Below are 21,944 nucleotides of genomic sequence, written 5' to 3'. Positions count from 1 at the left end.
GAGGCCTGAATGGTTTTTGCCATCTGGAATGTCTGGTCAGCGGCTCAAAGCAAAGCAGACTAATTAAATTGCCTCTTGCGCACCTATCTACTGATAGGTAAATTAAACGTCGTATGCTTAATGACCAACAGAGGTAACCAATGAAAATTTACGACACTGAAGGCTTTCCCAACCCGCTGCGCGTTCGCATTGCCCTTGCCGAGAAAGGTGCCACCGATAAAGTGGTGTTTGTCCCGGTGGATGTCATGGGTGGTGAACACCGTACCACTGATTTCAGGGCAAAGAACCCCGATGCCACCGTGCCGGTACTGGAGCTTGATGACGGCACCTGCATTGCACAGTGCAACGCCATCACTGAGTACCTTGACGGTGTGTTTGACGGGCCCTCCCTGACGGGCGCCTCGCCTAAAGAGCGTGCGGTTATCGCGATGATGAATATTCGTGCCGAATCCGGTTTGATGAATGCGGTGGGCGCGTATTTCCACCACGCAACCCGGGGACTGGGGCCCGACCTTGAGACATGGCAATGTCCTGACTGGGGTAATAAGCAGAAAGAGGTCGCTCAGTCCACGATGGCCTATCTCAACGAGGTGCTTGCGGAAAACGAGTTTCTTGCTGGTGACCGTTTCACTGTTGCGGATATCACGGCTTATGCCGGACTGGTGTTTGCAGAGTTCGCCAAGGTTGACATTCCCGGTCACCTGGATCATCTCCTGGCCTGGCGTGCCCGGGTCGCGGCCCGTCCGTCGATTACCGGCTGATGCCCGGGCCTTTTGGCTTGGCGGACTGATTAACCGGAGGACAGAGCATGGAAATCAATGCAGATTTCACAAAGCCCGTGGTCATTGATACTGACCAGCTTGAGTGGCGCCCTTCACCCATGAAAGGGGTGGAGCGGCGAATGCTGGATCGTATCGGTGGCGAAGTGGCCCGTGCCACCAGTATTGTGCGGTATGCGCCAGGCAGCCGGTTCTCGGCGCACACTCATGACGGTGGTGAGGAATTCATCGTACTTGACGGTGTGTTTCAGGACGAACATGGGGATTATCCTGCGGGAACCTATGTGCGGAATCCGCCAACCACCTCTCATGTACCAGGCTCTGCCGAGGGCTGTACGATTTTTGTCAAGCTCTGGCAGTTCGACCCGGCGGACCGCACCCAGTTCAGCAAAAACATGGAAGCGGAACTGGGTGCTCCGGTGGAGGGCATTTCCACCTCGCTCCTGCATGAGGACGAGCGTGAAACGGTCACTCACCGCAAGCTTGAGCCCGGTGCTAACTTGACATCAGAGGCGGCCGGCGGGATCGAGGTGTTGGTCCTGGACGGCGATGTCACGGTAAACGATGAAGTGCTGGGCAGGAATGCTTGGCTGCGTCTGCCCGAAGGAGAAGCATTGTCCGCAACGGCCGGAGCCCGTGGGGCGAAAATCTGGATGAAGACAGGGCACCTTCGGTTTGTCAGGACCCCTGAAGTGTAACCAGCAGGAGCCTGAACATTTCTGGGCTGCCAAAGAGCCAAAAAGGGCTTGATCAGGGGAAGGAATCGTAACCTTCCCCTGATCAAGGTGCCATACACGGCAACTGCCTGAGTGAACGACGTTAACCATTGACTAATTATGAACCGTGACACAAGAACCGCCCTGTTAGACTTCGCAGAGCGCACCGCCCGATCAAGAGGGTTTGACGGATTCAGCTATGCGGATCTCGCGAAGGCCATTGGCATCAGAAAGGCTTCCATTCATTATCATTTTCCGACCAAGGCGGACTTGTCGGAGCGTTTGATCGAGCGGTATCACACCAGCCTGAAAGAGCGGCTGGTTGAAATAGAGGCGGCCTGTTCCAGCGCCGGCGAACGCCTGAGTGCTCTCATCGCTGTGTACCGAAGTGCCCTGCATGACGGCCAGACCGTCTGCCTGTGCGTTGCCTTTTCAATCTGTCGCGAAAGCCTGCCCGAGGCGGTTGTCAACCGGGTGGGTAGCGTTCGGGCAATGGTGCTGGACTGGACCAGGGCAACCTTTGAACTGGGCCTGAGGGATGGGTCACTTTCGTCCATTTCTGATCCCTCACAAGAAGCCTGCGCAACCCTGGCCACGCTGGAAGGCGCCCACCTGGCGGCACGCACAGCACAAGACCCAGCTCCATTTGATGCGGCTACACAACTTTTAAGGGCTCGCTGCCAAAGTGCTTCGGAAGGGAACAACACTGGCGCTTGAATGGCAGTGAATGAGACGCGACAGAAAGTCGTGACATTAACCTGTTATCAGGAGGTGCAACATGACCCCTCACAACCTGCCAAGATTTGATCACAATCCGTTACGCTACACAGCACTCGGAAACTCGGGCTTGTTCGTCTCCGAACTCTGCCTGGGAACCATGACCTTCGGCGGTGATGAAGACATCTGGGGCCTGATCGGCCAGTTGCAGCAGGAACAGGCCGACGAACTGGTGAAGATCGCTCTGGAGGCGGGAATCAACTTTATCGATACCGCCAACATCTATGGCTTCGGGGCCAGCGAGCGCATCGTCGGCCAGTCCCTGAAGAACCTCGGCGTTCGCCGGGAAGATGTCGTGCTGGCCACCAAGGTGCTCGGCCCCATGGGCGAGGGCCCCAATGCCCGTGGTGCTTCCCGTGGCCACATCATGAGCGAATGCAAGGCGAGCCTGGCGCGATTGCAGACCGATTACATTGATCTGTACCAGATCCATGGCTTTGATCCGGCCACCCCGATCGAAGAAACCCTGGAGGCACTGAACACCCTGGTGCAACAGGGCCATGTGCGTTATGTGGGCTTGTCTAACTGGGCCGCCTGGCAGGTCATGAAGGCCATCGGTATCACCCGGGCCCGCAACCTGTGCCCGGTAACGTCTCTGCAGGCGTACTACACCCTGGTGGGGCGCGACCTGGAACGGGAGGTGATCCCCATGCTGGCGTCGGAAAAGGTCGGGTTGATGGTGTGGAGCCCGCTGGCCGGCGGTTACCTTTCCGGCAAATACGAGGATCCGGACGTATCCGAGGAGAACCGGCGCACTAAGTTCGACTTCCCTCCGGTTAACCGCGAGCGGGGCAAAGAGGTTATCAAGGTCATGCGTGAGGTGGCTGACGGAAAGCAGATTGACGGCGAACCCGTCACCGTGGCCCAGATCGCTCTTGCGTGGCTACTGCACCAGGAACCTGTATCCAGTGTTATTGTTGGTGCCAAGCGACCAGATCAGTTGAAAGCCAATATCCGGGCCGCACAGATCCGATTGTCTGATGACGAGCGTAAAGCTCTGGACGAGGTGAGTCGTATCCCGGAGGAGTACCCGGGCTGGATGATGGCAATGATGGCCGGGTACCGAAATCCTTCCGAGCCTTAATCCGATAGCGACCCACTGCACACATTTCGCTGCGCCTTGGCTGCGCAGCCAAACAACGGGAAAACTCGTCTATGCTGTCAAAAGTTAAACGTCCGTGGCTACTGGCCACATCGACGACGCTGTTGGTTGTTTCAACCCCGGGCCTGGCAAACTCGGCGTGGGACGCCAGCCTGGGTGCGGGTGTACTCTATACTCCGGACTACCTTGGCAGCGACGATTATGAAACCAGGGTCTGGCCGACGATCAATGTGAGCTATGGTGACCGTTTCTACTTTAACATTCGCGATGGTCTTGGCTGGAACCTGATTCGCCACGGCAACTGGAAGCTGTCGCCCTTTATTGGTTACATTCCGGGGCGCGACAATGACGAGGATCTTGAACGCCTGGACAAGATTGATGGCGGCGCGATCGCCGGCTTGCGCGTTGCTTACAACCACGACGCATGGTCGTACAGCGCAGCCGTCCAATCTCCCTTCACCGGCGATGTCGATGGCTATCAGGTGGTGCTTAAGGCACGATGGCGGAACCAGTTCAGCGATCAATGGTTTGCCTCCCTGGGGCCGAACCTGACCTACAGCAGTGATGACTGGACAGACGATAGGTTTGGTATTTCCGATACGGAAAGTGCCCGCTCCGGCTTGGCCTCTTATAGCCCTGATGGCTATGCCCGGTATGGCCTGACAGGCAGTTTAACCTACTCGTTGTCTGCGCAATGGTCGGTCACCGCGACCGCTGGGGTGTCACAATTAACCGGCGATGCCGAGGATAGCCCGATTGTCAGTGATATCGGGGAGGCTACCCAAGCCTACACCGGTGTTTTTATGAGTTACCGATTCTGAATGTCTTCGGGGACCGGGGCAATTCTTGTCACGGGAATGGGCAAGTAACCCCTGAATCTCCCGGTTCTGGCTTCGTCGGCTATGTAAGGATTACTTCGGAGCTCAAACACCTGGCTCACTTTTCCTTTAACCGAAACCAGAGTGCGTAAAGCGCCGGAACAAACAGTAGGGTGATCAGAGTGCCGACTGCTACGCCCCCTATAAGTACATAAGCGAGCGGCCCCCAGAACAGGTCAAAGGTCAGAGGTACAAACGCCAGAACGGCCGCCAGGGCAGTGAGTACCACGGGGCGAGCGCGTTGGACGGCTGCCTCGACCACGGCTTCCCGAGCAGCCATCCCAGTTGTGAAGTTGTCCTGCACCTGCTGCGTCAGAATCATGGTGTTTCGCATCAGGATACCGCCCAGGCCAATGAGCCCCAACAACGCGGTAAAGCCAAAAGGTTGATTAAACAACAGCAAAGCCAGCACAGCGCCAATGAGTCCCAATGGCGCGGTGGCCAGAACGGTCAAGGTGCCGATAAATGAACGCATCTGAAGCATGATGAAAATCAGCATCAACGCCAACATCACCGGTTGTAAAGTCTGAATGGAGGCGTTGGCTTTGGCGGATTGCTCCACCGTACCGCCAATTTCAATACGATAACCGTCCGGTAACCGTTCACGCAGGCCTGCCATCGTACTCCAGATCTCTTTGGTGACATCCGGTGGCTGGGCGCCTTCCACATCCGCCTGAACGGCCAGGAAGGGGGCGCGGTTGTAACGCTTTATAACCGGTTCCTCATAACGAACCTGCCACTGCCCCAGTTGTTTTACGGAGAGTTTGCGGCCGTCGCGGGTTTTGATTTCAAGATCTTCGGGCATCATGATTTCACCGCGGGCATTACGCGCCACCAGTTGAACGCTCCTTATGCCCTGGCGTAACTCGGTAACGGCCACGCCGCGAAGCTGGAACTGGAGTTGCCGTGCAACCTCTGCCGGGGTCAGGCCCATCCAGCCCAGGTTTTCCGGGTCCAACTCAAGATAGAGCGTGGGCACACGCTCATCCCATTCGAGGTGCGGCATGACGATGTTCGGATGCCCGGTCATGAGAGTCCGAATCTGGTGCGCGATCTCTCTGAGTTGATCGGGTTCCGGACCCAACACTCGAAAACTGACCGGCCAGGCCACCGGCGGGCCGTACAGCAAACGCGTTACACGCACTCTCGCCTCAGGAAACTCACCCGCCGCGATTTTGGCCTCCAGCGTCGAGATGATGTGATCGCGCCCTTCAACGTCCTGCCCGATGGCAATCAACTTGGCAAACGCCGGGTCCGGCTGCTCGGGGTTTGCCGATACGAAGAATCTGGGTGCACCGGCACCGATGTAAGCGGACAGGCTTTTAACCTCCGGCATGTCCATCAATATCGCTTCGAGGCGTCTGACGCTTTGATCCGTGGTGGCAATAGCGCTCCCCTGCGGAGCATAGACACTGATCAGAACCTCGGGGCGATCAGAACTGGGAAAAAACTGCTTCTGTACCTGGGCTGCCATACCGAAAGCACTGAGAGCCAGTAAACCCACTGTGAGAAAAACGACGGTTTTCCGGTACCTTACACACGCTGCAATCACCCCACGCAACCGCTGATAAAAAGCGCTTTGATAAAGGTCCTGGCCAGTATGCCCGATGTAATCGGGCAATAGCTTGACGCCCAGATAAGGCGTAAAGGTGACCGCCACCCCCCAGGAAATCAGCAACGCAAAAGCCAGCACCCAGAAGATGTTACCGGTGTATTCCCCGACACCCGACTGAGCAAAGCCGATGGGGACAAAACCGGCCACTGTTACTAGCGTTCCAGACAGCATGGGCGCGGCTGTGACGCTCCAGGCATGACTGGCTGCCCGTACCCGGTCCCAGCCACTCTCCATCTTCACAATCATCATTTCAATGGCGATGATCGCATCGTCCACTAACAGGCCCAGTGCGATAATCAACGCGCCCAGGGTGATGCGGTCCAGGTTAATGCCCGCTATTTTCATCAATAAAAAGGTCAGCCCGAGAGTAACGGGAATCGCAATGCCCACCACTAAACCCGCACGCAGGCCGATCGCCAGAATACTGACGCCCATTACGACGACCAATGCCACCAGAAACTTGACCTGAAAAAGATCAACGGCCTGAGTGATGGCCTCAGCCTGGTTGGTCAGGGTCTGTATTGACATCCCCAGGGGCAGCCTGGCCTGTTCAGTGCTGACAAACTTACTGAGCCGTTCACCAAACTCCAGGCCATTTTCGCCCGCCTCCATGACGACGCCCAGGAGGATCGCATCCTCACCGCTGGAACGGACGATGTAGTTCAACGGATCTTCATAGCCCAAACGCACCTCGGCCAGATCAGACACGGTGATAACTTGGTCTCCGATACGCAGAGGTACTGAGGCGAGGCGCTCAAGGTCAGACAGGTCAATGTTGCTGCGGACATAAACCCGCGGGCCGGCAAGATCAACAAAGCCCAGAGGCTCAAGGCGATTGTTGGCCTCTATCGCCTGCAACACTTCTTCTGCCGACAAGCCGAGATTGTTGAGCCGGTCCTGATCAAACTCGAGATACACCCGCTCAGGACGCTCGGCCAGGATCTGTGCCTTTTGCAAGCCGGGTAGCCGTTGCAGGCGATCTCGTATCGCTTCTGCCTCGCGGGTCAGTTCACGCATTGGCATTCCCGGTGCTGTGAGGGCCATCAGGGAGAAATACACGTCTGAGAAATCATCGTTAACGATGGGGCCGATGACACCACGGGGGAGATTGGGGCTTTCATCGGACATGCGCTTGCGAACTTGATAGAAGAGATCGGGCATTTTTTCACTAGGCGTATAATCCTGGAACCGGATAAGCATGGTGGCCTGTCCGGGCCGAATGGTGGTTTCAACAGTGTCGAAATACGCCACTTCCTGTATTCGTTTTTCCAGGCGGTCCACCACCTGATTCCGTAGCACCTCAGGGGTTGCTCCTGGCCAAACCACAGAAACCACCATTGCCCGGACAGTGAACGCAGGGTCTTCCGCCCGACCAAGGGATGAGAACGCGTAGAAGCCCGCAACAACGGACATCAAAAGAAAAAAGAGGGTGACCGAACGCTCGCGCACTGCCAGTGCGGAAAGATTAGGCAGGCTCATTGAGCCAGCTCCCGCACCGCCATGCCAGGCGTGAGCAGGTGTGTCCCTAATGCGACGATCGGCGTAGTCGCGTTGATGTTGGCCCGGATCTGCGCATACTCCTCACCCAAATCGATAACCTCGACCGCAAGGGGGGTCACCATGCCGTCGGAGACCAACCAGACCTGCGGCGTTTCTCCTCTCTCATCAAGGGCACCCAGCGGTACACGATGGCTGGCCGTGGTTTGTTTCTGCATCAGCCGGACACTCACCACTGAACCAAGCGTTAAAGACGAAGGGTAGGGCCCCTCCAGGCTGTATCGGGCACGCCAGCTCCGGCTTCTGGCGTCGGCAGCCCCGGCAATCTCTCTCAGATTCACCGCAAGCTGTTCGCCATTGGGTAAAGGAACATAACCTTGCCGGGGCGGGTTGCTGCCCTGAGGTAAAAAGACCTCGACTTCCAGGGATTGATCTTCAGCCAGAACGGCAAGGGTTTGACCGACACCCACAACCTGGCCGGGCTCAACGATGACCTCGGTGATCACGCCTGCATTGGCGGCTTTTAGTTCCGCATATCCCAGAGCATTCTGAGCCTGCTGATTTCGTGCAGAAGCCGTTTCCACCTGGCTGCGTGCTTCACGCTCCGCCAGTTCAAGGCGTTGCAGGGTTTGTTCGCTGACAAACTGACGTCCTACCAGTTCCTGCTGTCGCTGGAGCTCATTAGTGGCAATGGCCAGGGCCGCTTCTGCACGCCTCAGATCTGCGGCGGCCCCCTCCGCGGTTGCGATAAGGTCTCGTGAATCGAGTTTGAACAGTAAGTCGCCTTTTTCCACGCGCTGACCGGGATCGATGAAACGTTGTTGAATCCGGCCGGCGATCTGAAAGGCCTGGGGAACTTCGTGGCGGCCTCGCAGGGTTCCTGAAAACCTCTGAGATGTTGGACCTGCCTCCTTCAATTCCACTGTTTTTACCCAGGGAACAGGGGGGCGGGCCTCTGGAGGCGTTTCCGCGGACTGCTGACAACCTGACAGAATGAGCAGCGAGATAAACAGGGTCAGCAGAAAGCGCATGGCAGATGTCTCGATCGGCAAGATTAAGGTGTGGATATCAGTTCTCGCGGCATCCAGTTAAAGCTAGTTGCAGGATGGCATCGCGAACGGTGTCCTTCTGTTCCATAGGCAGAAAATGCGTCGTGCCTTCAAGAATCCTTATGTCAGCCGAAGGCAGCAGGGCCTTCAGGCGTTTTTGTGCCTTTGGTGAGAAGGTTGACCCGCGTTCCGCCGCCAGTGCTATAACCGGGCACCGCAACTGACGAATACCGGGCCAGGGGTTGTGTTCGGTATGGGCAAAGGTGGTGCTCTCCCACTCGGGCGCACACGCCAATTGAACTTGGTCACCCTGCGGCACGAAGGCGTGTTGGACGTAGGCGTTCAGCCATGCTTCGGGCCAGGTCTTGAAGCCACCGCGGCCACGATAGTTTTCTAGCGCAGCAGCGTGCGACTGGAATACTCTGCGCCGACGTGCGGCTCCTGCGGCCAGTGACAACCGTTGTGACTGACGTAACAGCTTCGTCAACCACAACTTCAGACCCTGCATCGGGTCCATGATCACCGGTTCCGCCAGAATCAGACCCAGCACTTTATCAGGCCGCCGGGCAGCGGCCATGATGCTGGTGGTGGCACCAATGGAATGGCCGGCAAGCCAGACCGGCTCGTCCAGGCATTCCAGCAGAGCGATCAGGTCGCGATAATAGATTTCCCAGCCCCGGAATGTCGACAGGTTGGCTGCACCAACGCTGGCCCCGTGTCCTCGCATGTCCCAGGCAAGGACATTGACGTCCGTGGCGAGCTCGTCAAGCAGTGGATGGTACAGGCGGCCATGGAAACCCGTGGCATGTGCCCAGTGCAGCGTGGGGCGCGCTTTGGATTGCGGCCAGCGCCACAGTGCGATATCGGCGCCATCCGTCGCCCGGAATTCGTCGCGTTCAGGTGTGTTGTGCTTAATGTCCATGACGGTCTTCTTGTTGGGCGGCCATTGTCGGGAGCAATAACTGAACCTGACCAGTGGCGATCGGTTTTTTATCATCGCCTTGCCAGCAGGTCACCTGGACCAGGCTGGTGCGCCTGCCTTGCCGAATAATGTCGGCCCTGGCGAACGTCGATCGGGCCTTCGCGGAGCGGAGGTAATTGATGTGGCTGTCGAGAATGCGCGGGCAACGTGTCTCTGCATCCTGGCTTTGCGCAGCCACCCGCGCGGTGAGTTCGATCAGGGCTCCAAGCACGCCGCCATGGAGGGCTGGTAGCATGAAGTTGCCAATCAGCGCTTCACGACACGGCAAATGAACCAATACGCCTGCATCACCGCGCTGAACCTCAAGCCCGAGGTGCTGTGCATAGGGAATGCGCTCCAGAAGAGCCTGCCAGTCAGCACATTCTTTCGCACTTTCCGCAGTGCCTGAGATTTGTGGGGCCGAATCGCCAGTCGTGCTCATGCGCTCTCCTTTCCTCGTCCACCTGCATGCAATTGCTGTCCCTGGGTGTTACGCATGAAGGTGGCGTTTGCCGTCGCTAGTAACTCGCGATTTCCCTCGCTAAGGATGTCACAATGAATAAACGCGACATCGTCCGATAAATGACGACAGGTGGCCACCGCTGACAGGGCCCGGTCGCCGATGGCAGGCCGCAAATAATCCATGCGCAGATCCAGAGTGGCAATGGGCATCAACTCCAGGGCACCCGCGAATACCGCCAAGCCTCCGGCGGAGTCTGCCAGCGAGTAAAGTACGCTGGTGCAGATTTCTTTTGTATCCTTATGGGCGAACATCCATGACTGCGGGGTTAGCCGCATACAGACCTGGCCCTGGTCTACCGAGACAACTTGCATGCCCAGATCCCTGCCGTGAGGAACCTGTTCGGTGAACTGCCACGCCGTCGTCACAGCGTCACTGTGCTGAAGTTTGTTCAGATCGTTCATCAGATCCGCTCAGTCTGACATGCATTTCGCGCAGGGGCGGAAGTGTAGAGGACCAGTGGATTGTCATAGGTCATTGCCATGGCGTTCTCTTGTGAGTAGCATTGTTTCCAAAGTTTGGTTGGTCAACCAACCAAAAGTCAACACTTTGTTAATCCAAATGGCACGGCACCGGTGTAATGGCGTACGATCAGTGAAACGAATCGAATGATGGCTGCTCTGATGATTAATAAACGGGATTGCTCAGGAGGTGTTTAAGCCATGGTTGACAGACAGATTACCCCTGCAAGCAAACTAGGCGATCAGGGTAATGTTTTGTCTAACGCCGCCCGGCTGTTTCGTGAGAAAGGTTTTGAAAGGACATCTCTTAAGGAGATTGCAGAAGCCTGCAATATGCTGCCCGGAAGTCTGTATTATCGTTACAGCAGCAAGGAAGCGCTGCTCGTTGAGCTGATGCGTCGGGGAGTAGACCTGGTTACAACAGAGGTTGAAACCGCGTACGCCAGCTCGGACGATCCCGTGGAACGATTGCGTCTTTGTATCAACGCACATTTGCACGCCCTGCTGGTTGATTCGGATACGGTTTACGTACTTTTGTTTGAGTGGCGTTCACTGAGCGCGGAGGCCCGCGGGGACATCATCGCTTTGCGTGACCAGTATGAATCCCTTTGGGCCGAGATCATCGAAACGATGATTGAGCAAGGCGTGATTCGGAAGGATGTCAATGCTCTCCTGCTTCGCCTAATCGGCCTCGGGGCGCTCAACTGGGTCGCAACCTGGTTTGATCCGAAAGGTGTCTATACACTCGACGGCATTGGTGATTTTGTCTGGAACGTCATCATGGATGGTGTAATCAGGAAAAGTGTACGAACATAGGCACTGGCTCCCCAAGCGTAATTAGCGCCGGTTTATGTTTGTTAATCACGTGTATAGATGGTGTGTGATCTGACGTTTAGCCTGAATTGCTCAGGTGGCTGGCCAAACCAGCGTTTGAAGGCGCGTCTGAAATTGGCACTGTCGTGATAATTCATCAACGCAGCAATGGCCTCGATTGACAGTTCGCTGTCACGCAGGTACAGCGCTGCCTGCTGAGACAGAATCTCGTCACGGATTTTTCGAAAACTGCTGCCTTCATGGTTGAGTTTACGCGCCAGGGTGCGTTTGCTGATGAACAGAGAAGCAGCCGCTTCCTCTTCACTGAGCGTTCCCGGCGGCCGGGACAACATCATCTTCTTCAGCCGGGTCTGGTAGCTTGGCTTATCGGACTGAAGTTGCGCAAGCATGGCTTCACACTGTCGCATGGCCAGATGATAGTTTTCATGATTGGCAGAGGCGTTTGGTTCCCGACACAAGGCCATCGGCAAGCTGAGTTTTAATTGGCTGCAATCAAAGTGAATCTGCCCGGACAAAAAGTCCGAATACGTTGCGTGATACTCGGGTTTCGGATGGGCAAAGCATACTTCAGCCTCGCGCAAAGGGCGGCCAACCATGAACTCGCCGAATTCGAAAAGTGCCTTGACCATCGCATCCGACAGGCAACGCTGTATGTCATCGTCTAATGGCCCCAGGTACTGCAGAATACATTCCAAACGCTCACCGACTTGCTGCAAGTGCAACTGGATGAAGCTCGCGCGCGTGGGCAGGAATGTCCGAATCGCGTGTAGAGCAGTGAGGAGGTCGGGGCTGCTGTAAGCCACGAACCCCATTGCTCCGTGGGTTGCCGGAGTCATTCGTTTACCCAGCCTTAACCCAAATTCTGGCTGGCCGGACAGATCCATTGCATTACGCAGGATCTGTATCTGCTGAGCCACAGTAAGCAGTCCGTCCTCGCTCAAAAATTGCGTCACCCCAAGTCCAGTGCCCCGCAGCAGACGCGGAAGTTGTCTGGCTGTCAGATTCAGCTCACGTGCAACTAGCCGTGAGTAATTCGATGGAATATCCGGACCGGGACTTTGCAACTCCTCCATTTTCTTCCGCGCCGCCATCATTGATACCCCCCTTCCTAAAGTTTCGCCATTTTGTCTTCAAATGACCCCTGCTTGTCAAGAAATGACCTGAAAAATATGCTGGCAGACAGGCAATATCTGTCAATCATCAATGCTGGTAGGAGAACAACATTGGGCAAAGTTACGTTTATCGAACATGATCAAACTGAACATGTCGCAGAATTCAAAGCTGGTTCCTCGGTAATGCAAATCGCTGTTGATAGCGCCATTCCCGGTATCGACGGGGATTGTGGGGGGGAGTGCGCCTGCGGTACCTGCCACGTTATCGTCACGAACGAATGGTTCAGCAAGACAGGCACGCCTGGCAATGAGGAAGAACAAATGCTGTCAATGACACCGGAGCGGGCGAGCACTTCGCGCCTGGGCTGCCAGGTGGTACTGACTGATGAAATGGACGGCATGACCGTGCATTTACCCGAGTTCCAGATGTGAACACAGGAGGACGCATGCCAACACTGCCCAGAACATTTGACGACATTCAGTCCCGACTGATTAACGCCACCTCCAGGGTGGTGCCGATGCAGAGGCAAATTCAGGGACTGAAATTCTTAATGAGCGCCAAGAGGAAGACCTTCGGCCCACGCCGACCGATGCCCGAATTCGTTGAAACACCCATCCCGGACGTTAACACGCTGGCCCTTGAGGACATCGATGTCAGCAATCCGTTTTTATACCGGCAGGGTCAGTGGCGCGCCTATTTCAAACGGTTGCGTGATGAGGCGCCGGTCCATTACCAGAAGAACAGCCCTTTCGGCCCCTTCTGGTCGGTAACTCGGTTTGAAGACATCCTGTTCGTGGATAAGAGTCACGACCTGTTTTCCGCCGAGCCGCAAATCATTCTCGGTGACCCTCCGGAGGGGCTGTCGGTGGAAATGTTCATAGCGATGGATCCGCCGAAACACGATGTGCAGCGCAGCTCGGTGCAGGGAGTAGTGGCACCGAAAAACCTGAAGGAGATGGAGGGGCTGATCCGATCACGCACCGGTGATGTGCTTGACAGCCTGCCTCTGGACAAGCCCTTTAACTGGGTACCTGCTGTTTCCAAGGAACTCACAGGCCGCATGCTGGCGACGCTTCTGGATTTCCCTTACGAGGAACGCCACAAGCTGGTTGAGTGGTCGGACAGAATGGCAGGTGCAGCATCGGCCACCGGCGGGGAGTTTGCCGATGAAAATGCCATGTTTGACGACGCGGCAGACATGGCCCGGTCTTTCTCCAGGCTTTGGCGGGACAAGGAGGCGCGCCGCGCAGCAGGCGAGGAGCCCGGTTTCGATTTGATCAGCCTGTTGCAGAGCAACAAAGAAACGAAAGACCTGATCAATCGGCCGATGGAGTTTATCGGTAATTTGACGCTGCTCATAGTCGGCGGCAACGATACGACGCGCAACTCGATGAGTGGTGGCCTGGTGGCCATGAACGAATTCCCCAGGGAATTTGAAAAATTGAAGGCAAAACCGGAGTTGATTCCGAACATGGTGTCGGAAATCATCCGCTGGCAAACGCCGCTGGCCTATATGCGCCGAATCGCCAAGCAGGATGTCGAACTGGGCGGCCAGACCATCAAGAAGGGTGATCGAGTTGTCATGTGGTACGCGTCGGGTAACCGGGACGAGCGCAAATTTGACAACCCCGATCAGTTCATCATTGATCGCAAGGACGCACGAAACCACATGTCGTTCGGCTATGGGGTTCACCGTTGCATGGGCAACCGTCTGGCTGAACTGCAACTGCGCATCCTCTGGGAAGAAATACTCAAGCGTTTTGACAACATCGAAGTCGTCGAAGAGCCCGAGCGGGTGCAGTCCAACTTCGTGCGGGGCTATTCCAGGTTGATGGTCAAACTGACACCGAACAGTTAATTAACCGATTGACCAGGATGGCATCCGAACGTGTGGAGAGTCCAATCCCAGGGCACAGCGAAAGAGATAGCCTATGGTAAGCAAACGTAAAGAGAGGACGGTCATTGTTGGCGGTGGGCACGCAGCAGGTGCCCTCCTGACAGCCTTACTCCAAAAAAAATATCAACATGAGGTCGTTCTGGTGGGGAATGAACCTCATCCGCCCTACCATCGACCGCCGCTGTCCAAGAATTACCTGACAGGAGACGTTGATCAGGAGTCGCTGTACCTGAAACCGCGCTCGGTATACGAGAACGCAGGCCATCAGTTGCGGCTCGGTGTGCGCGTCGAACAAATTGATCGGGACAGTAGCACCATCAGCTTGTCGGATCAGAGCAGGCTGCAATACGATCGACTGGTCCTGGCCACCGGGTCACACCTTCGACACCTGAACGCGCCCGGGGCTGACTTAAATGGCATTCATTACCTGCACGACATAGCTGATTCAGAGGTACTGCGTGAACAGTTAGTTGCTGGAAAGCGCCTGGTCGTCGTGGGTGGTGGTTACATCGGCCTTGAGGTGGCGGCCAGTGCCAACAAAAAAGGTGTTAATGTCACGGTGCTAGAAGCCGCCGAACGTCTTATGCAGCGCGTTACGGGCCCGGAAATATCAGCGTTCCTTTACGACAAACACCGTGGCGCCGGCGTGGACGTACGTCTGAACACAGCGGTAACCGGCTTCGAGGAGGGCGATCAGGGGCATGTGGCTGGCGTGACGTTGGCGGACGGAAGCACCGTACCGGCCGACATCGTCCTTGTGTCGATCGGCATTATCCCGGAAACCGCTCTGGCTAAGGACGCCGGCCTGCCCTGTGATAACGGTATTATTGTTGACGAATTTACCCGTACCGAGGACCCCGCCATCTTGGCGATCGGTGACTGCACCCGGCACCGGAATCTTTTCTTCGAGAAGATGCAACGACTCGAGTCTGTCGCCAATGCTGTCGATCAGGCTCGTACAGCCGCGGCAACCCTGATGGGTGAGGAGAAACCCTATGATAGCGTTCCATGGTTCTGGTCAAACCAGTACGATGTTCGTCTGCAGATGGTAGGATTGTCGCAAAATCATGATCAGCGAGTGGTTCGAGGCACCCCCGAGGATAAAGGATTTGCCGTGTTCTATCTCCGCGAAGGCTGTGTTATTGCTGTTGACGCGGTCAACCTGCCCCTTGCTTTTTTGGTAGGCAAGACACTCGTTCAACAACGCAGAACGATCAACCCGGAACTAATAGAGGATCCGGATACTGAACTGAAATCTTTGGTGAACGGAAGGCTCCAGAGTTGAAGGCAATATGTTGCGTGGCAACCGAAGCAGCCAGTCACCGGAGTGAGCCAATAAATATGAACTTGATCCTCTTAACAATAAAAGATTGTGACTTTGCGCGACCGCTATGGGTTGAGGTGTATATCACTGAATCTTGGTTAAATCACACCAAGCACTTAATGTTTTCGGCCTCTTCTCTTGGAAGTGTCACTGTTGAAGCCGTTGGAAAGTGGCATCCAAGAACGGGCTACTCAGAGTTCAAACTGCAGGCAGTCTGTAAATCAAACAGAGTGAGATTCAGGCTTGTTGGAGATGTAAATGGGAGGCGGGTTCTGACATCCGGTATTGATATCAGGACACTTGACCAATTGAATCAAAGGTATGGCGCTAATGAAACAGTTTTTTATAGCAAGGACGTACCAGTGCTGATGGCAATCTATTACTCAACTAAACGGTTAGAGGTTTTTAAATAACGTTTGCTGGCTGCATTCAGCAACCTTTTGATCGGTGAAAAATATCTGCTGGCGTAGGCCTCAAGTTTGGGAATTCTCGAACATATGATGAAAGAAATGATTTGGGTCACTTAGGGAGACTCTGAATAAGTCCCCAAAATCAGCGATAATACGGCCGTCGTCAACCGCATAGGATCGTTGCCACCATGGATCAGATCACCTTCTCCGAAGCCGAGTACCAGACCAAAAAGCGCAAAACCCGCCGCGAGATCTTTCTGGAACGGATGGACAAGCTGATTCCGTGGAAGCAGCTGGAAAAGAAGGTAGCCCGTTATTACCCCAAGGGCCAGAACGGACGGCCTCCCTATCCTTTGTCTGCCATGCTGCGCGTTCACTGCATGCAGTTGTTCTATAACCTCAGCGATCCGGCCATGGAAGATGCATTGTACGAGATCGAATCCATGCGCCAGTTCGCTGGCCTGAAGCTCGATCGTCTGCCAGACGAAACAACGATCCTTAAGTTCCGTCATTTTCTGGAGCAGCATGGTCTCGGCAAGGTGCTGTTCAAAGAGGTGAACAAGCACCTGGAGAAAAACGGCCTGATGCTGCGTGAAGGCAGCATTGTTGATGCCACCATCATCTCTGCGTCCAGCTCCACAAAGAACAGTTCTGGCAAGCGCGATCCGGAGATGCACCAAACCCGAAAGGGCAACGAATGGCAGTTCGGCATGAAGATGCACATTGGCGTCGACGACACACTGGGCCTTATCCATAGCATCGACACCACTGCTGCCAATGTCCATGACATTGTGCCTTCCGGCAAACTGCTGCACGGTGAAGAGCGCCGAGTCTTTGGTGATGCCGGCTACCTCGGCATACAAAAGCGAGGCGAGCACAAGCACCGTAAAAATGTGTCTTGGTTCATCGCCAAGCGCCCGGGTTCACGGAAGGCCCTGAATGCTGACAAGCTGAAAGCCGAGAAAATCAAAGCCAGCATCCCCTCAAAAGTGGAACATCCGTTCCGGTACATCAAGCAGGTGTTCGGCTACAACAAGGTTCGCTATCGCGGCCTGTCGAAAAACACCAACCGGCTGCACTTGTTGGCCGCGTTCAGTAATCTGTTAATCGGTGAAAAATACCTGCTGGCATAGGGGCAGTGTGCCTATTTTCCGCCAAAATGGCGGGAAACGGGCAGAAAACATACAAATAAATGGAGAGTTGCGTCTGAATTTTCCGTTTTCTGCTGGCTCAAACGGATGCTGGTGAAAATCGACGGTTATTCAGACCTTCCTTAGCTTTCTGTAATTGGCGAGTACAATGTATGCGCCGCGAACATGATCAGTCTTTGTTCGTCATGGCATCGAACACGTTTTTGTGGCTAACTGAGACCAACGTTTTATTAACGTACTGGAAGACCGATTTGCCGATGGAGATTCTTGATAACCTGCTTCATCGATACCCCCTTCGATTTCGCAGTGTGGCAAGCCCCAATATCCTAGACACCTGACAGCTTTGTGAAGTACTGCTTTTCTAAGGAGGCTCTGAATAAGTCTCCAAAATCAGCGATAATACGGCCATCGTCAATCGCATAGGATCGTTGCCAGCATGGATCAGATCACCTTCTCCGAAGCCGAATACCAGACCAAGAAGCGCAAGACCCGTCGCGAGATCTTTCTGGAACGGATGGACAAGCTGATTCCGTGGAAGCAGTTGGAGAAGAAGGTAGCCCGTTATTACCCGAAGGGCCGGAACGGACGGCCCCCTTATCCGCTGCCTGCCATGCTGCGGGTTCACTGCATGCAGTTGTTCTATAACTTGAGCGATCCGGCCATGGAAGACGCGCTGTACGAGATCGAATCCATGCGGCACTTCGCGGGTCTGAAGCTGGACCGTTTGCCAGATGAGACGACGATTCTCAACTTCCGGCATTTCCTGGAGCAGCACGGTCTTGGCAAGGCGCTGTTTAAAGAGGTGAACAAACACCTGGAGAAAAACGGCTTGATGTTGCGTGAAGGAAGCATCGTAGATGCCACCATCATCTCTGCTCCCAGCTCCACCAAGAACCAAACTGGCAAGCGTGATCCGGAGATGCACCAGACCAGAAAGGGCAACGAATGGCACTTCGGCATGAAAATGCACATTGGTGTCGACGACACGTTCGGTCTGATTCATAGCATTGATACCACCGCTGCCAATGTTCACGACATCGTGCCCACCGACAAGCTGCTGCATGGTGAAGAGCAACGAGTCTTCGGCGACGCCGGTTACCTTGGCATTCAGAAGCGGGATGAGCATAAGCACCGCAAAAACGTCTCCTGGTTCATTGCCAAACGGCCTGGCACCCGGAAGACGCTGGATGCCGACAAACTGAAAGCAGAGAAGATCAAAGCCAGTGTTCGTGCCAAGGTCGAGCATCCCTTCCGGTACATCAAGCGGGTCTTTGGTTATGGCAAGGTCCGCTATCGCGGCCTTGCCAAGAACAGCAACCGGTTGCATTTGCTGGCCGCGTTTAGCAACCTGCTGATCGGTGAAAAATACATGCTGGCGTAGGGCCAGTGCGCCTGTTTTCCGCCAAAATGGCGGGAAACGGGCAAAAAACACACAAATAAAGGGAAAATAGTGTCTGAATCTTCGATTTTTTGCCGTTTAAACCCAAGATGGGCAAATATCAGCAGTTATTCAGACCTTCCCTAGCTTGCCGGTTTATTGACTAACACTTCCCCATATTCAGAGCGCAACTTGTTTTTTAATACTTTCCCAGTGGCATTGCGTGGCAATGCTTCCACAAAAATCACGCGATCCGGGGTCTGCCACTTGGCGACTTTTCCCTGATAATGAGCAAGAAGTTCCTCCTCCGTAATATTTGCGTCGGGTATTTTTACTGCCAACAGGATCGGTCGTTCATCCCATTTATCATGGGAGGCCGCCACCACAGCAGCTTCATTGATGGCAGAATGGCCCATTGCGATTCCCTCCAATTCGACTGTCGATATCCATTCCCCACCAGATTTAATAATATCTTTTGAGCGGTCACGTATTGTCATAAACCCATCATCATTGATCGAAGCAACATCACCTGTCTCGAACCAACCGTCTTCCTCAAGAGTCTGATTTGGCTCAAAACCAAAGTAGTCGGCTACCACCCAATGACCACGGATACGGAGATTTCCCTGAGCAACGCCATCTTCGGGCAGTTGATGGCCGTCTTCTCCCACAATTTTGAGCTGCACCCCGTAGGGAGGCCGTCCTTGGCTTTCACGGATTTTATTTCTTTCTCCTTCTAAAAGGGTATCGTGTTTCGCCAGCAGTGCATTGACGGTTCCGATCGGTGATGTTTCAGTCATTCCCCATGCATGGACAACATCTACGCCGTACTTACCACGAAACTCTGACATCATTGAGGGAGGGCAAGCGCTACCACCTATCACCGTCCGTTTGAGCGTCTTTGCCGAGGAGCCAAGCTCGTCCAAAGCCGAAAGAAGTCCCTGCCAAATCGTGGGCACACCCAGCGCAATCGTTACGCTTTCTGAATCGATAAGCTTGACCAAACTTTGTCCATCCAGGCCGGGACCAGGCAACACCAGTTTGGCTCCAACCATCGCCGTAATGTAGGGTACCCCCCACGCATTTACGTGAAACATAGGAACAACCGGCATCACCACGTCCCGTGCCGATAAATTCAGTGCGTCAGGTTGAGCAGCTACCAGCGCGTGCAGAACGGTGGAGCGGTGTGAATAGAGCACCCCTTTGGGATTTCCAGTGGTGCCCGATGTATAGCAGAGGCTTGAAGCCTGGTTTTCGGCGATTTCAGGCCAATTCGCGTTAGGCGTTCCTCGCTGGAGAAACTCTTCATAAAACAACAATCCTGGAAATTGCGCTGCAATTTCTTCGTCCGGTTCGGACATCAATACAAATTCCTCAACCGTCTCCAGTCGGTCACGGATATTTGAAACAATCGAAAGGAACGTTTTGTCAAAGAATATGGCTTTGTCTTGAGCATTGTTGATAACGTAAACGAGTTGTTCTGGAAACAGTCGCGGGTTAATGGTGTGACACACCATCCCGCCACCAGAGATGCCAAGATAACATTCCAGGTGCCCCACGTTATTCCAACAAATGGTCGCGCACCGATCCCCCTGGACATAGCCTGCCGTTCGAAGCGCCGACGCAAGTTGTCGCGACCGCCTCGAAACAGTTGCCCAGTCAGATCGACTGGGATTTCCATCCGTTCCTATCGACACAATCTCAGCGTCTCCATGGTAGCGAGCAGCATGGTCGATCAAAGAATTCACGGTGAGTTCTACGTTCATCATTTTGCCAAGCACGTTTATCTCCTCTCCATTTCTACTGCTCGTGGGACGGAATAGTTGGCGTCAGTAGTGTCCGCGGTGGGCGTGGGCGTCATAACCCGAGCCTGAACCGTGACATTTCCCAGGAGGATGTCGGCTGCATTTTCGGCAATCATCATGGTGGGTGCGTTGGTGTTACCGGCAACCAAACTGGGCATTATCGAAGCATCGACGACTCTAAGCCCTTCAATGCCTCTGACTTTCAACTCTGGATCAACGACTGACTCCGGATCCACGCCCATACGGCAGGTGCCAACGGGGTGGTAGATAGTCTCTGCATTTTCCCGGATGAAGTCCGCAATCTGATCGTCCGAGGACACAGAGTTTCCGGGCATGACTTCTCGCTTACTATGCAAAGCCATTGTCGGTGCCGCGAGTACTCGTCGCCCGAATTTAACGGCGGAAATCATTGTCTTGATGTCTTCGGGGTCACTCAGATAATTGGGCTGAATCAACGGATCGGCTAATGGATCAGGGCTTTTCAGTCCAATAAAACCCCGGCTTTTGGGCAGCAGATCGCAAATGTGTAAGGTGTAGCCATACCCGGTCATCACTTTTCGCCCATGATCCTTCAAAAAAGTTGGCAAAAAATGGAATTGCACATTCGGTCGTTCACACGAAGGGCTGGATTTAACAAAGCCTCCTGCCTCGGCTACATTACTGGTGAGAAACCCGCGTCGCGCAAAAATATAGGAAAAAAGTGCGCTCACTCCCCGAAGCAGGAAGCTGGGGGCAACACCAATAGGCAAACGTGAGTTCGCCGCGTGCATCAGCGTAATATCCAAATGATCGACCAGATTCTTGCCCACCTCAGGAAGGTGATGGACCAGAGGGATTCCGTGTTTCCGAAGCTCTTCGCGATCACCGATTCCGGAAAGCAAAAGTAGCTGTGGTGAATTAACCGCCCCGCCGGACAAAATGACTTCACCGCCATTATTGAGTCTGAGCTGGCGATATTCGCCCCCTTGGTTCAGTGTCACCCCAACCGCCCGCTGGCCATCCATTACCACCCGGGTTACCCGAGCGTCCGTTAGCACATCGAGGTTAGGCCGTTTCTCTGCGCCACGCAGAAACGCCTGCGCCGAACTCCAGCGCCGACCATTTTTTTGTGTCACCTGGTAGGGGCCCAGTCCCTCTTGCGTTTCGCCATTGAAATCCGTGTTCACCGGGACATCCACATGGGAAGCGGCGCGAACAAAATCCCGACTTAACGGATTGACCGATCTCAGATCGCTTACGCTGAGTTCACCGCCCTTGCCGTGGTAAGCATCCGGTCCGAAACGTTCGTTATCTTCCAGTCGGCGAAACAATGTTAATGCGCGGTCCCATCCCCAAAGGTCGGTTCCGGCAGCCTGACCCCAGTGTTCATAATCGGCTTTGTGGCCCCGGATGTAGACCATGGCGTTGATGGAGGAGGAGCCGCCAAGAGTTTTACCCCGGGGCCAGAACAGACGGCGCCCCTTGAGATGTTCCTGAGGCTCGGTTTCGAAGGCCCAGTTCACCTGCTTGCTATTGGCAAGAAGTGCAATACCCACAGGCATATGTATGAGCGGGCTCTTATCCTTTGGCCCTGCTTCAAGTAACGCTACTCGCTTCGAGGGATCGGCAGTCAGTCGGTTAGCCAATACACAGCCAGCCGACCCGGCGCCAACAATAATGTAATCGTACATAGTGACTCTC

At 54.7% G+C, this 21,944-nt stretch carries 19 protein-coding genes; 11 read left to right on the top strand and 8 right to left on the bottom strand.

Annotation, left to right across the window (positions count from 1 at the left end; all coding sequences use genetic code 11):
- The first annotated feature begins 140 nt into the window (after positions 1-140).
- The 5 genes from Q668_RS06670 to Q668_RS06650 all read left to right on the top strand — a co-directional run bounded on the left by Q668_RS06670 (position 141) and on the right by Q668_RS06650 (position 4,195).
- Entirely contained in the window at positions 141-761 is a 621-nt protein-coding gene (locus tag Q668_RS06670) for a glutathione S-transferase family protein (RefSeq protein WP_011784129.1), read from the top strand.
- A 47-nt stretch (positions 762-808) separates the two neighbouring features.
- On the top strand, positions 809-1,477 hold the full coding sequence (locus tag Q668_RS06665) for a cupin domain-containing protein (RefSeq protein WP_011784130.1): 669 nt from the start codon (positions 809-811) through the stop codon (positions 1,475-1,477).
- A gap of 138 nt (positions 1,478-1,615) precedes the next feature.
- Entirely contained in the window at positions 1,616-2,212 is a 597-nt protein-coding gene (locus Q668_RS06660; RefSeq protein ID WP_022988830.1) for a TetR/AcrR family transcriptional regulator, read from the top strand.
- A gap of 61 nt (positions 2,213-2,273) precedes the next feature.
- Complete coding sequence (locus tag Q668_RS06655; RefSeq protein WP_011784132.1) at positions 2,274-3,356, top strand: aldo/keto reductase; 1,083 nt, start codon at positions 2,274-2,276, stop codon at positions 3,354-3,356.
- 71 nt (positions 3,357-3,427) lie between these two features.
- Entirely contained in the window at positions 3,428-4,195 is a 768-nt protein-coding gene (locus Q668_RS06650; RefSeq protein WP_011784133.1) for a MipA/OmpV family protein, read from the top strand.
- A gap of 115 nt (positions 4,196-4,310) precedes the next feature.
- Here Q668_RS06650 and Q668_RS06645 read toward each other — a convergent pair whose 3' ends face one another.
- From Q668_RS06645 to Q668_RS06625, 5 genes are read right to left on the bottom strand one after another with little or no spacing between them, the layout of a single operon-like run.
- Positions 4,311-7,346, bottom strand: coding sequence for an efflux RND transporter permease subunit (locus tag Q668_RS06645; protein ID WP_011784134.1), 3,036 nt, complete (start codon positions 7,344-7,346; stop codon positions 4,311-4,313).
- Positions 7,343-8,395: an efflux RND transporter periplasmic adaptor subunit gene (locus Q668_RS06640; protein ID WP_011784135.1), complete on the bottom strand. Its 1,053-nt coding sequence runs from the start codon at positions 8,393-8,395 to the stop codon at positions 7,343-7,345. Before Q668_RS06640 ends, Q668_RS06645 begins: the two co-directional genes overlap by 4 nt.
- A gap of 37 nt (positions 8,396-8,432) precedes the next feature.
- Complete coding sequence (locus Q668_RS06635) at positions 8,433-9,335, bottom strand: alpha/beta fold hydrolase (protein WP_022988829.1); 903 nt, start codon at positions 9,333-9,335, stop codon at positions 8,433-8,435.
- Positions 9,325-9,816, bottom strand: a complete 492-nt coding sequence (locus Q668_RS06630; protein WP_022988828.1) for a PaaI family thioesterase — start codon at positions 9,814-9,816, stop codon at positions 9,325-9,327. The genes Q668_RS06635 and Q668_RS06630 overlap by 11 nt, the downstream gene beginning before the upstream one ends.
- On the bottom strand, positions 9,813-10,298 hold the full coding sequence (locus Q668_RS06625; RefSeq protein WP_022988827.1) for a PaaI family thioesterase: 486 nt from the start codon (positions 10,296-10,298) through the stop codon (positions 9,813-9,815). The genes Q668_RS06630 and Q668_RS06625 overlap by 4 nt, the downstream gene beginning before the upstream one ends.
- Positions 10,299-10,556: 258 nt before the next feature.
- Here Q668_RS06625 and Q668_RS06620 point away from each other — a divergent pair, with 258 nt between their 5' ends.
- Positions 10,557-11,171, top strand: coding sequence for a TetR/AcrR family transcriptional regulator (locus tag Q668_RS06620; protein WP_022988826.1), 615 nt, complete (start codon positions 10,557-10,559; stop codon positions 11,169-11,171).
- Positions 11,172-11,212: 41 nt separating this feature from the next.
- On the opposite strand, the gene Q668_RS06615 is transcribed toward Q668_RS06620, so the two are convergent.
- Positions 11,213-12,283: an AraC family transcriptional regulator gene (locus tag Q668_RS06615; protein ID WP_011784140.1), complete on the bottom strand. Its 1,071-nt coding sequence runs from the start codon at positions 12,281-12,283 to the stop codon at positions 11,213-11,215.
- A gap of 129 nt (positions 12,284-12,412) precedes the next feature.
- On the opposite strand from Q668_RS06615, the gene Q668_RS06610 reads away from it, so the two are divergent.
- From Q668_RS06610 to Q668_RS06590, 5 genes are all read left to right on the top strand, one after another.
- Positions 12,413-12,733, top strand: coding sequence for a 2Fe-2S iron-sulfur cluster-binding protein (locus Q668_RS06610; protein WP_031209878.1), 321 nt, complete (start codon positions 12,413-12,415; stop codon positions 12,731-12,733).
- 14 nt (positions 12,734-12,747) lie between these two features.
- Positions 12,748-14,160 carry a cytochrome P450 gene (locus Q668_RS06605; protein ID WP_022988824.1) on the top strand — a complete coding sequence of 471 codons (1,413 nt, stop codon included), beginning with the start codon at positions 12,748-12,750 and terminating at the stop codon, positions 14,158-14,160.
- 73 nt (positions 14,161-14,233) lie between these two features.
- A complete protein-coding gene (locus Q668_RS06600; RefSeq protein ID WP_022988823.1) occupies positions 14,234-15,484 on the top strand; it encodes an NAD(P)/FAD-dependent oxidoreductase in 1,251 nt (416 codons plus the stop codon).
- Positions 15,485-16,121: 637 nt separating this feature from the next.
- Positions 16,122-17,066 (top strand): IS5 family transposase, encoded by a 945-nt coding sequence (locus Q668_RS06595; RefSeq protein ID WP_011784144.1) that lies wholly within the window; start codon positions 16,122-16,124, stop codon positions 17,064-17,066.
- A 454-nt stretch (positions 17,067-17,520) separates the two neighbouring features.
- Positions 17,521-18,465, top strand: coding sequence for an IS5 family transposase (locus tag Q668_RS06590; protein WP_011784145.1), 945 nt, complete (start codon positions 17,521-17,523; stop codon positions 18,463-18,465).
- Positions 18,466-18,605: 140 nt separating this feature from the next.
- Here Q668_RS06590 and Q668_RS06585 read toward each other — a convergent pair whose 3' ends face one another.
- Positions 18,606-20,240 carry a long-chain-fatty-acid--CoA ligase gene (locus Q668_RS06585; RefSeq protein WP_036219380.1) on the bottom strand — a complete coding sequence of 545 codons (1,635 nt, stop codon included), beginning with the start codon at positions 20,238-20,240 and terminating at the stop codon, positions 18,606-18,608.
- Between the two features lie 2 nt (positions 20,241-20,242).
- Positions 20,243-21,934, bottom strand: a complete 1,692-nt coding sequence (locus Q668_RS06580) for a GMC family oxidoreductase (protein ID WP_011784147.1) — start codon at positions 21,932-21,934, stop codon at positions 20,243-20,245.
- Positions 21,935-21,944: the final 10 nt, after the last annotated feature.

Source organism: Marinobacter sp. ES-1 (assembly GCF_000475255.1).
Lineage (GTDB): Bacteria > Pseudomonadota > Gammaproteobacteria > Pseudomonadales > Oleiphilaceae > Marinobacter > Marinobacter vinifirmus.
Note: the sequence above shows the minus strand (reverse complement) of the source record. Positions and strands in the feature narration are given on the sequence as shown.

Coding starts and splice junctions, on each gene's coding strand:
- Q668_RS06670 (WP_011784129.1), top strand. CDS start 141: ATGAAAATTTACGACACTGAAGGCTTTCCCAACCCGCTGCGCGTTCGC.
- Q668_RS06665 (WP_011784130.1), top strand. CDS start 809: ATGGAAATCAATGCAGATTTCACAAAGCCCGTGGTCATTGATACTGAC.
- Q668_RS06660 (WP_022988830.1), top strand. CDS start 1,616: ATGAACCGTGACACAAGAACCGCCCTGTTAGACTTCGCAGAGCGCACC.
- Q668_RS06655 (WP_011784132.1), top strand. CDS start 2,274: ATGACCCCTCACAACCTGCCAAGATTTGATCACAATCCGTTACGCTAC.
- Q668_RS06650 (WP_011784133.1), top strand. CDS start 3,428: ATGCTGTCAAAAGTTAAACGTCCGTGGCTACTGGCCACATCGACGACG.
- Q668_RS06645 (WP_011784134.1), bottom strand. CDS start 7,346: ATGAGCCTGCCTAATCTTTCCGCACTGGCAGTGCGCGAGCGTTCGGTC.
- Q668_RS06640 (WP_011784135.1), bottom strand. CDS start 8,395: ATGCGCTTTCTGCTGACCCTGTTTATCTCGCTGCTCATTCTGTCAGGT.
- Q668_RS06635 (WP_022988829.1), bottom strand. CDS start 9,335: ATGGACATTAAGCACAACACACCTGAACGCGACGAATTCCGGGCGACG.
- Q668_RS06630 (WP_022988828.1), bottom strand. CDS start 9,816: ATGAGCACGACTGGCGATTCGGCCCCACAAATCTCAGGCACTGCGGAA.
- Q668_RS06625 (WP_022988827.1), bottom strand. CDS start 10,298: ATGAACGATCTGAACAAACTTCAGCACAGTGACGCTGTGACGACGGCG.
- Q668_RS06620 (WP_022988826.1), top strand. CDS start 10,557: ATGGTTGACAGACAGATTACCCCTGCAAGCAAACTAGGCGATCAGGGT.
- Q668_RS06615 (WP_011784140.1), bottom strand. CDS start 12,283: ATGATGGCGGCGCGGAAGAAAATGGAGGAGTTGCAAAGTCCCGGTCCG.
- Q668_RS06605 (WP_022988824.1), top strand. CDS start 12,748: ATGCCAACACTGCCCAGAACATTTGACGACATTCAGTCCCGACTGATT.
- Q668_RS06600 (WP_022988823.1), top strand. CDS start 14,234: ATGGTAAGCAAACGTAAAGAGAGGACGGTCATTGTTGGCGGTGGGCAC.
- Q668_RS06595 (WP_011784144.1), top strand. CDS start 16,122: ATGGATCAGATCACCTTCTCCGAAGCCGAGTACCAGACCAAAAAGCGC.
- Q668_RS06590 (WP_011784145.1), top strand. CDS start 17,521: ATGGATCAGATCACCTTCTCCGAAGCCGAATACCAGACCAAGAAGCGC.
- Q668_RS06580 (WP_011784147.1), bottom strand. CDS start 21,934: ATGTACGATTACATTATTGTTGGCGCCGGGTCGGCTGGCTGTGTATTG.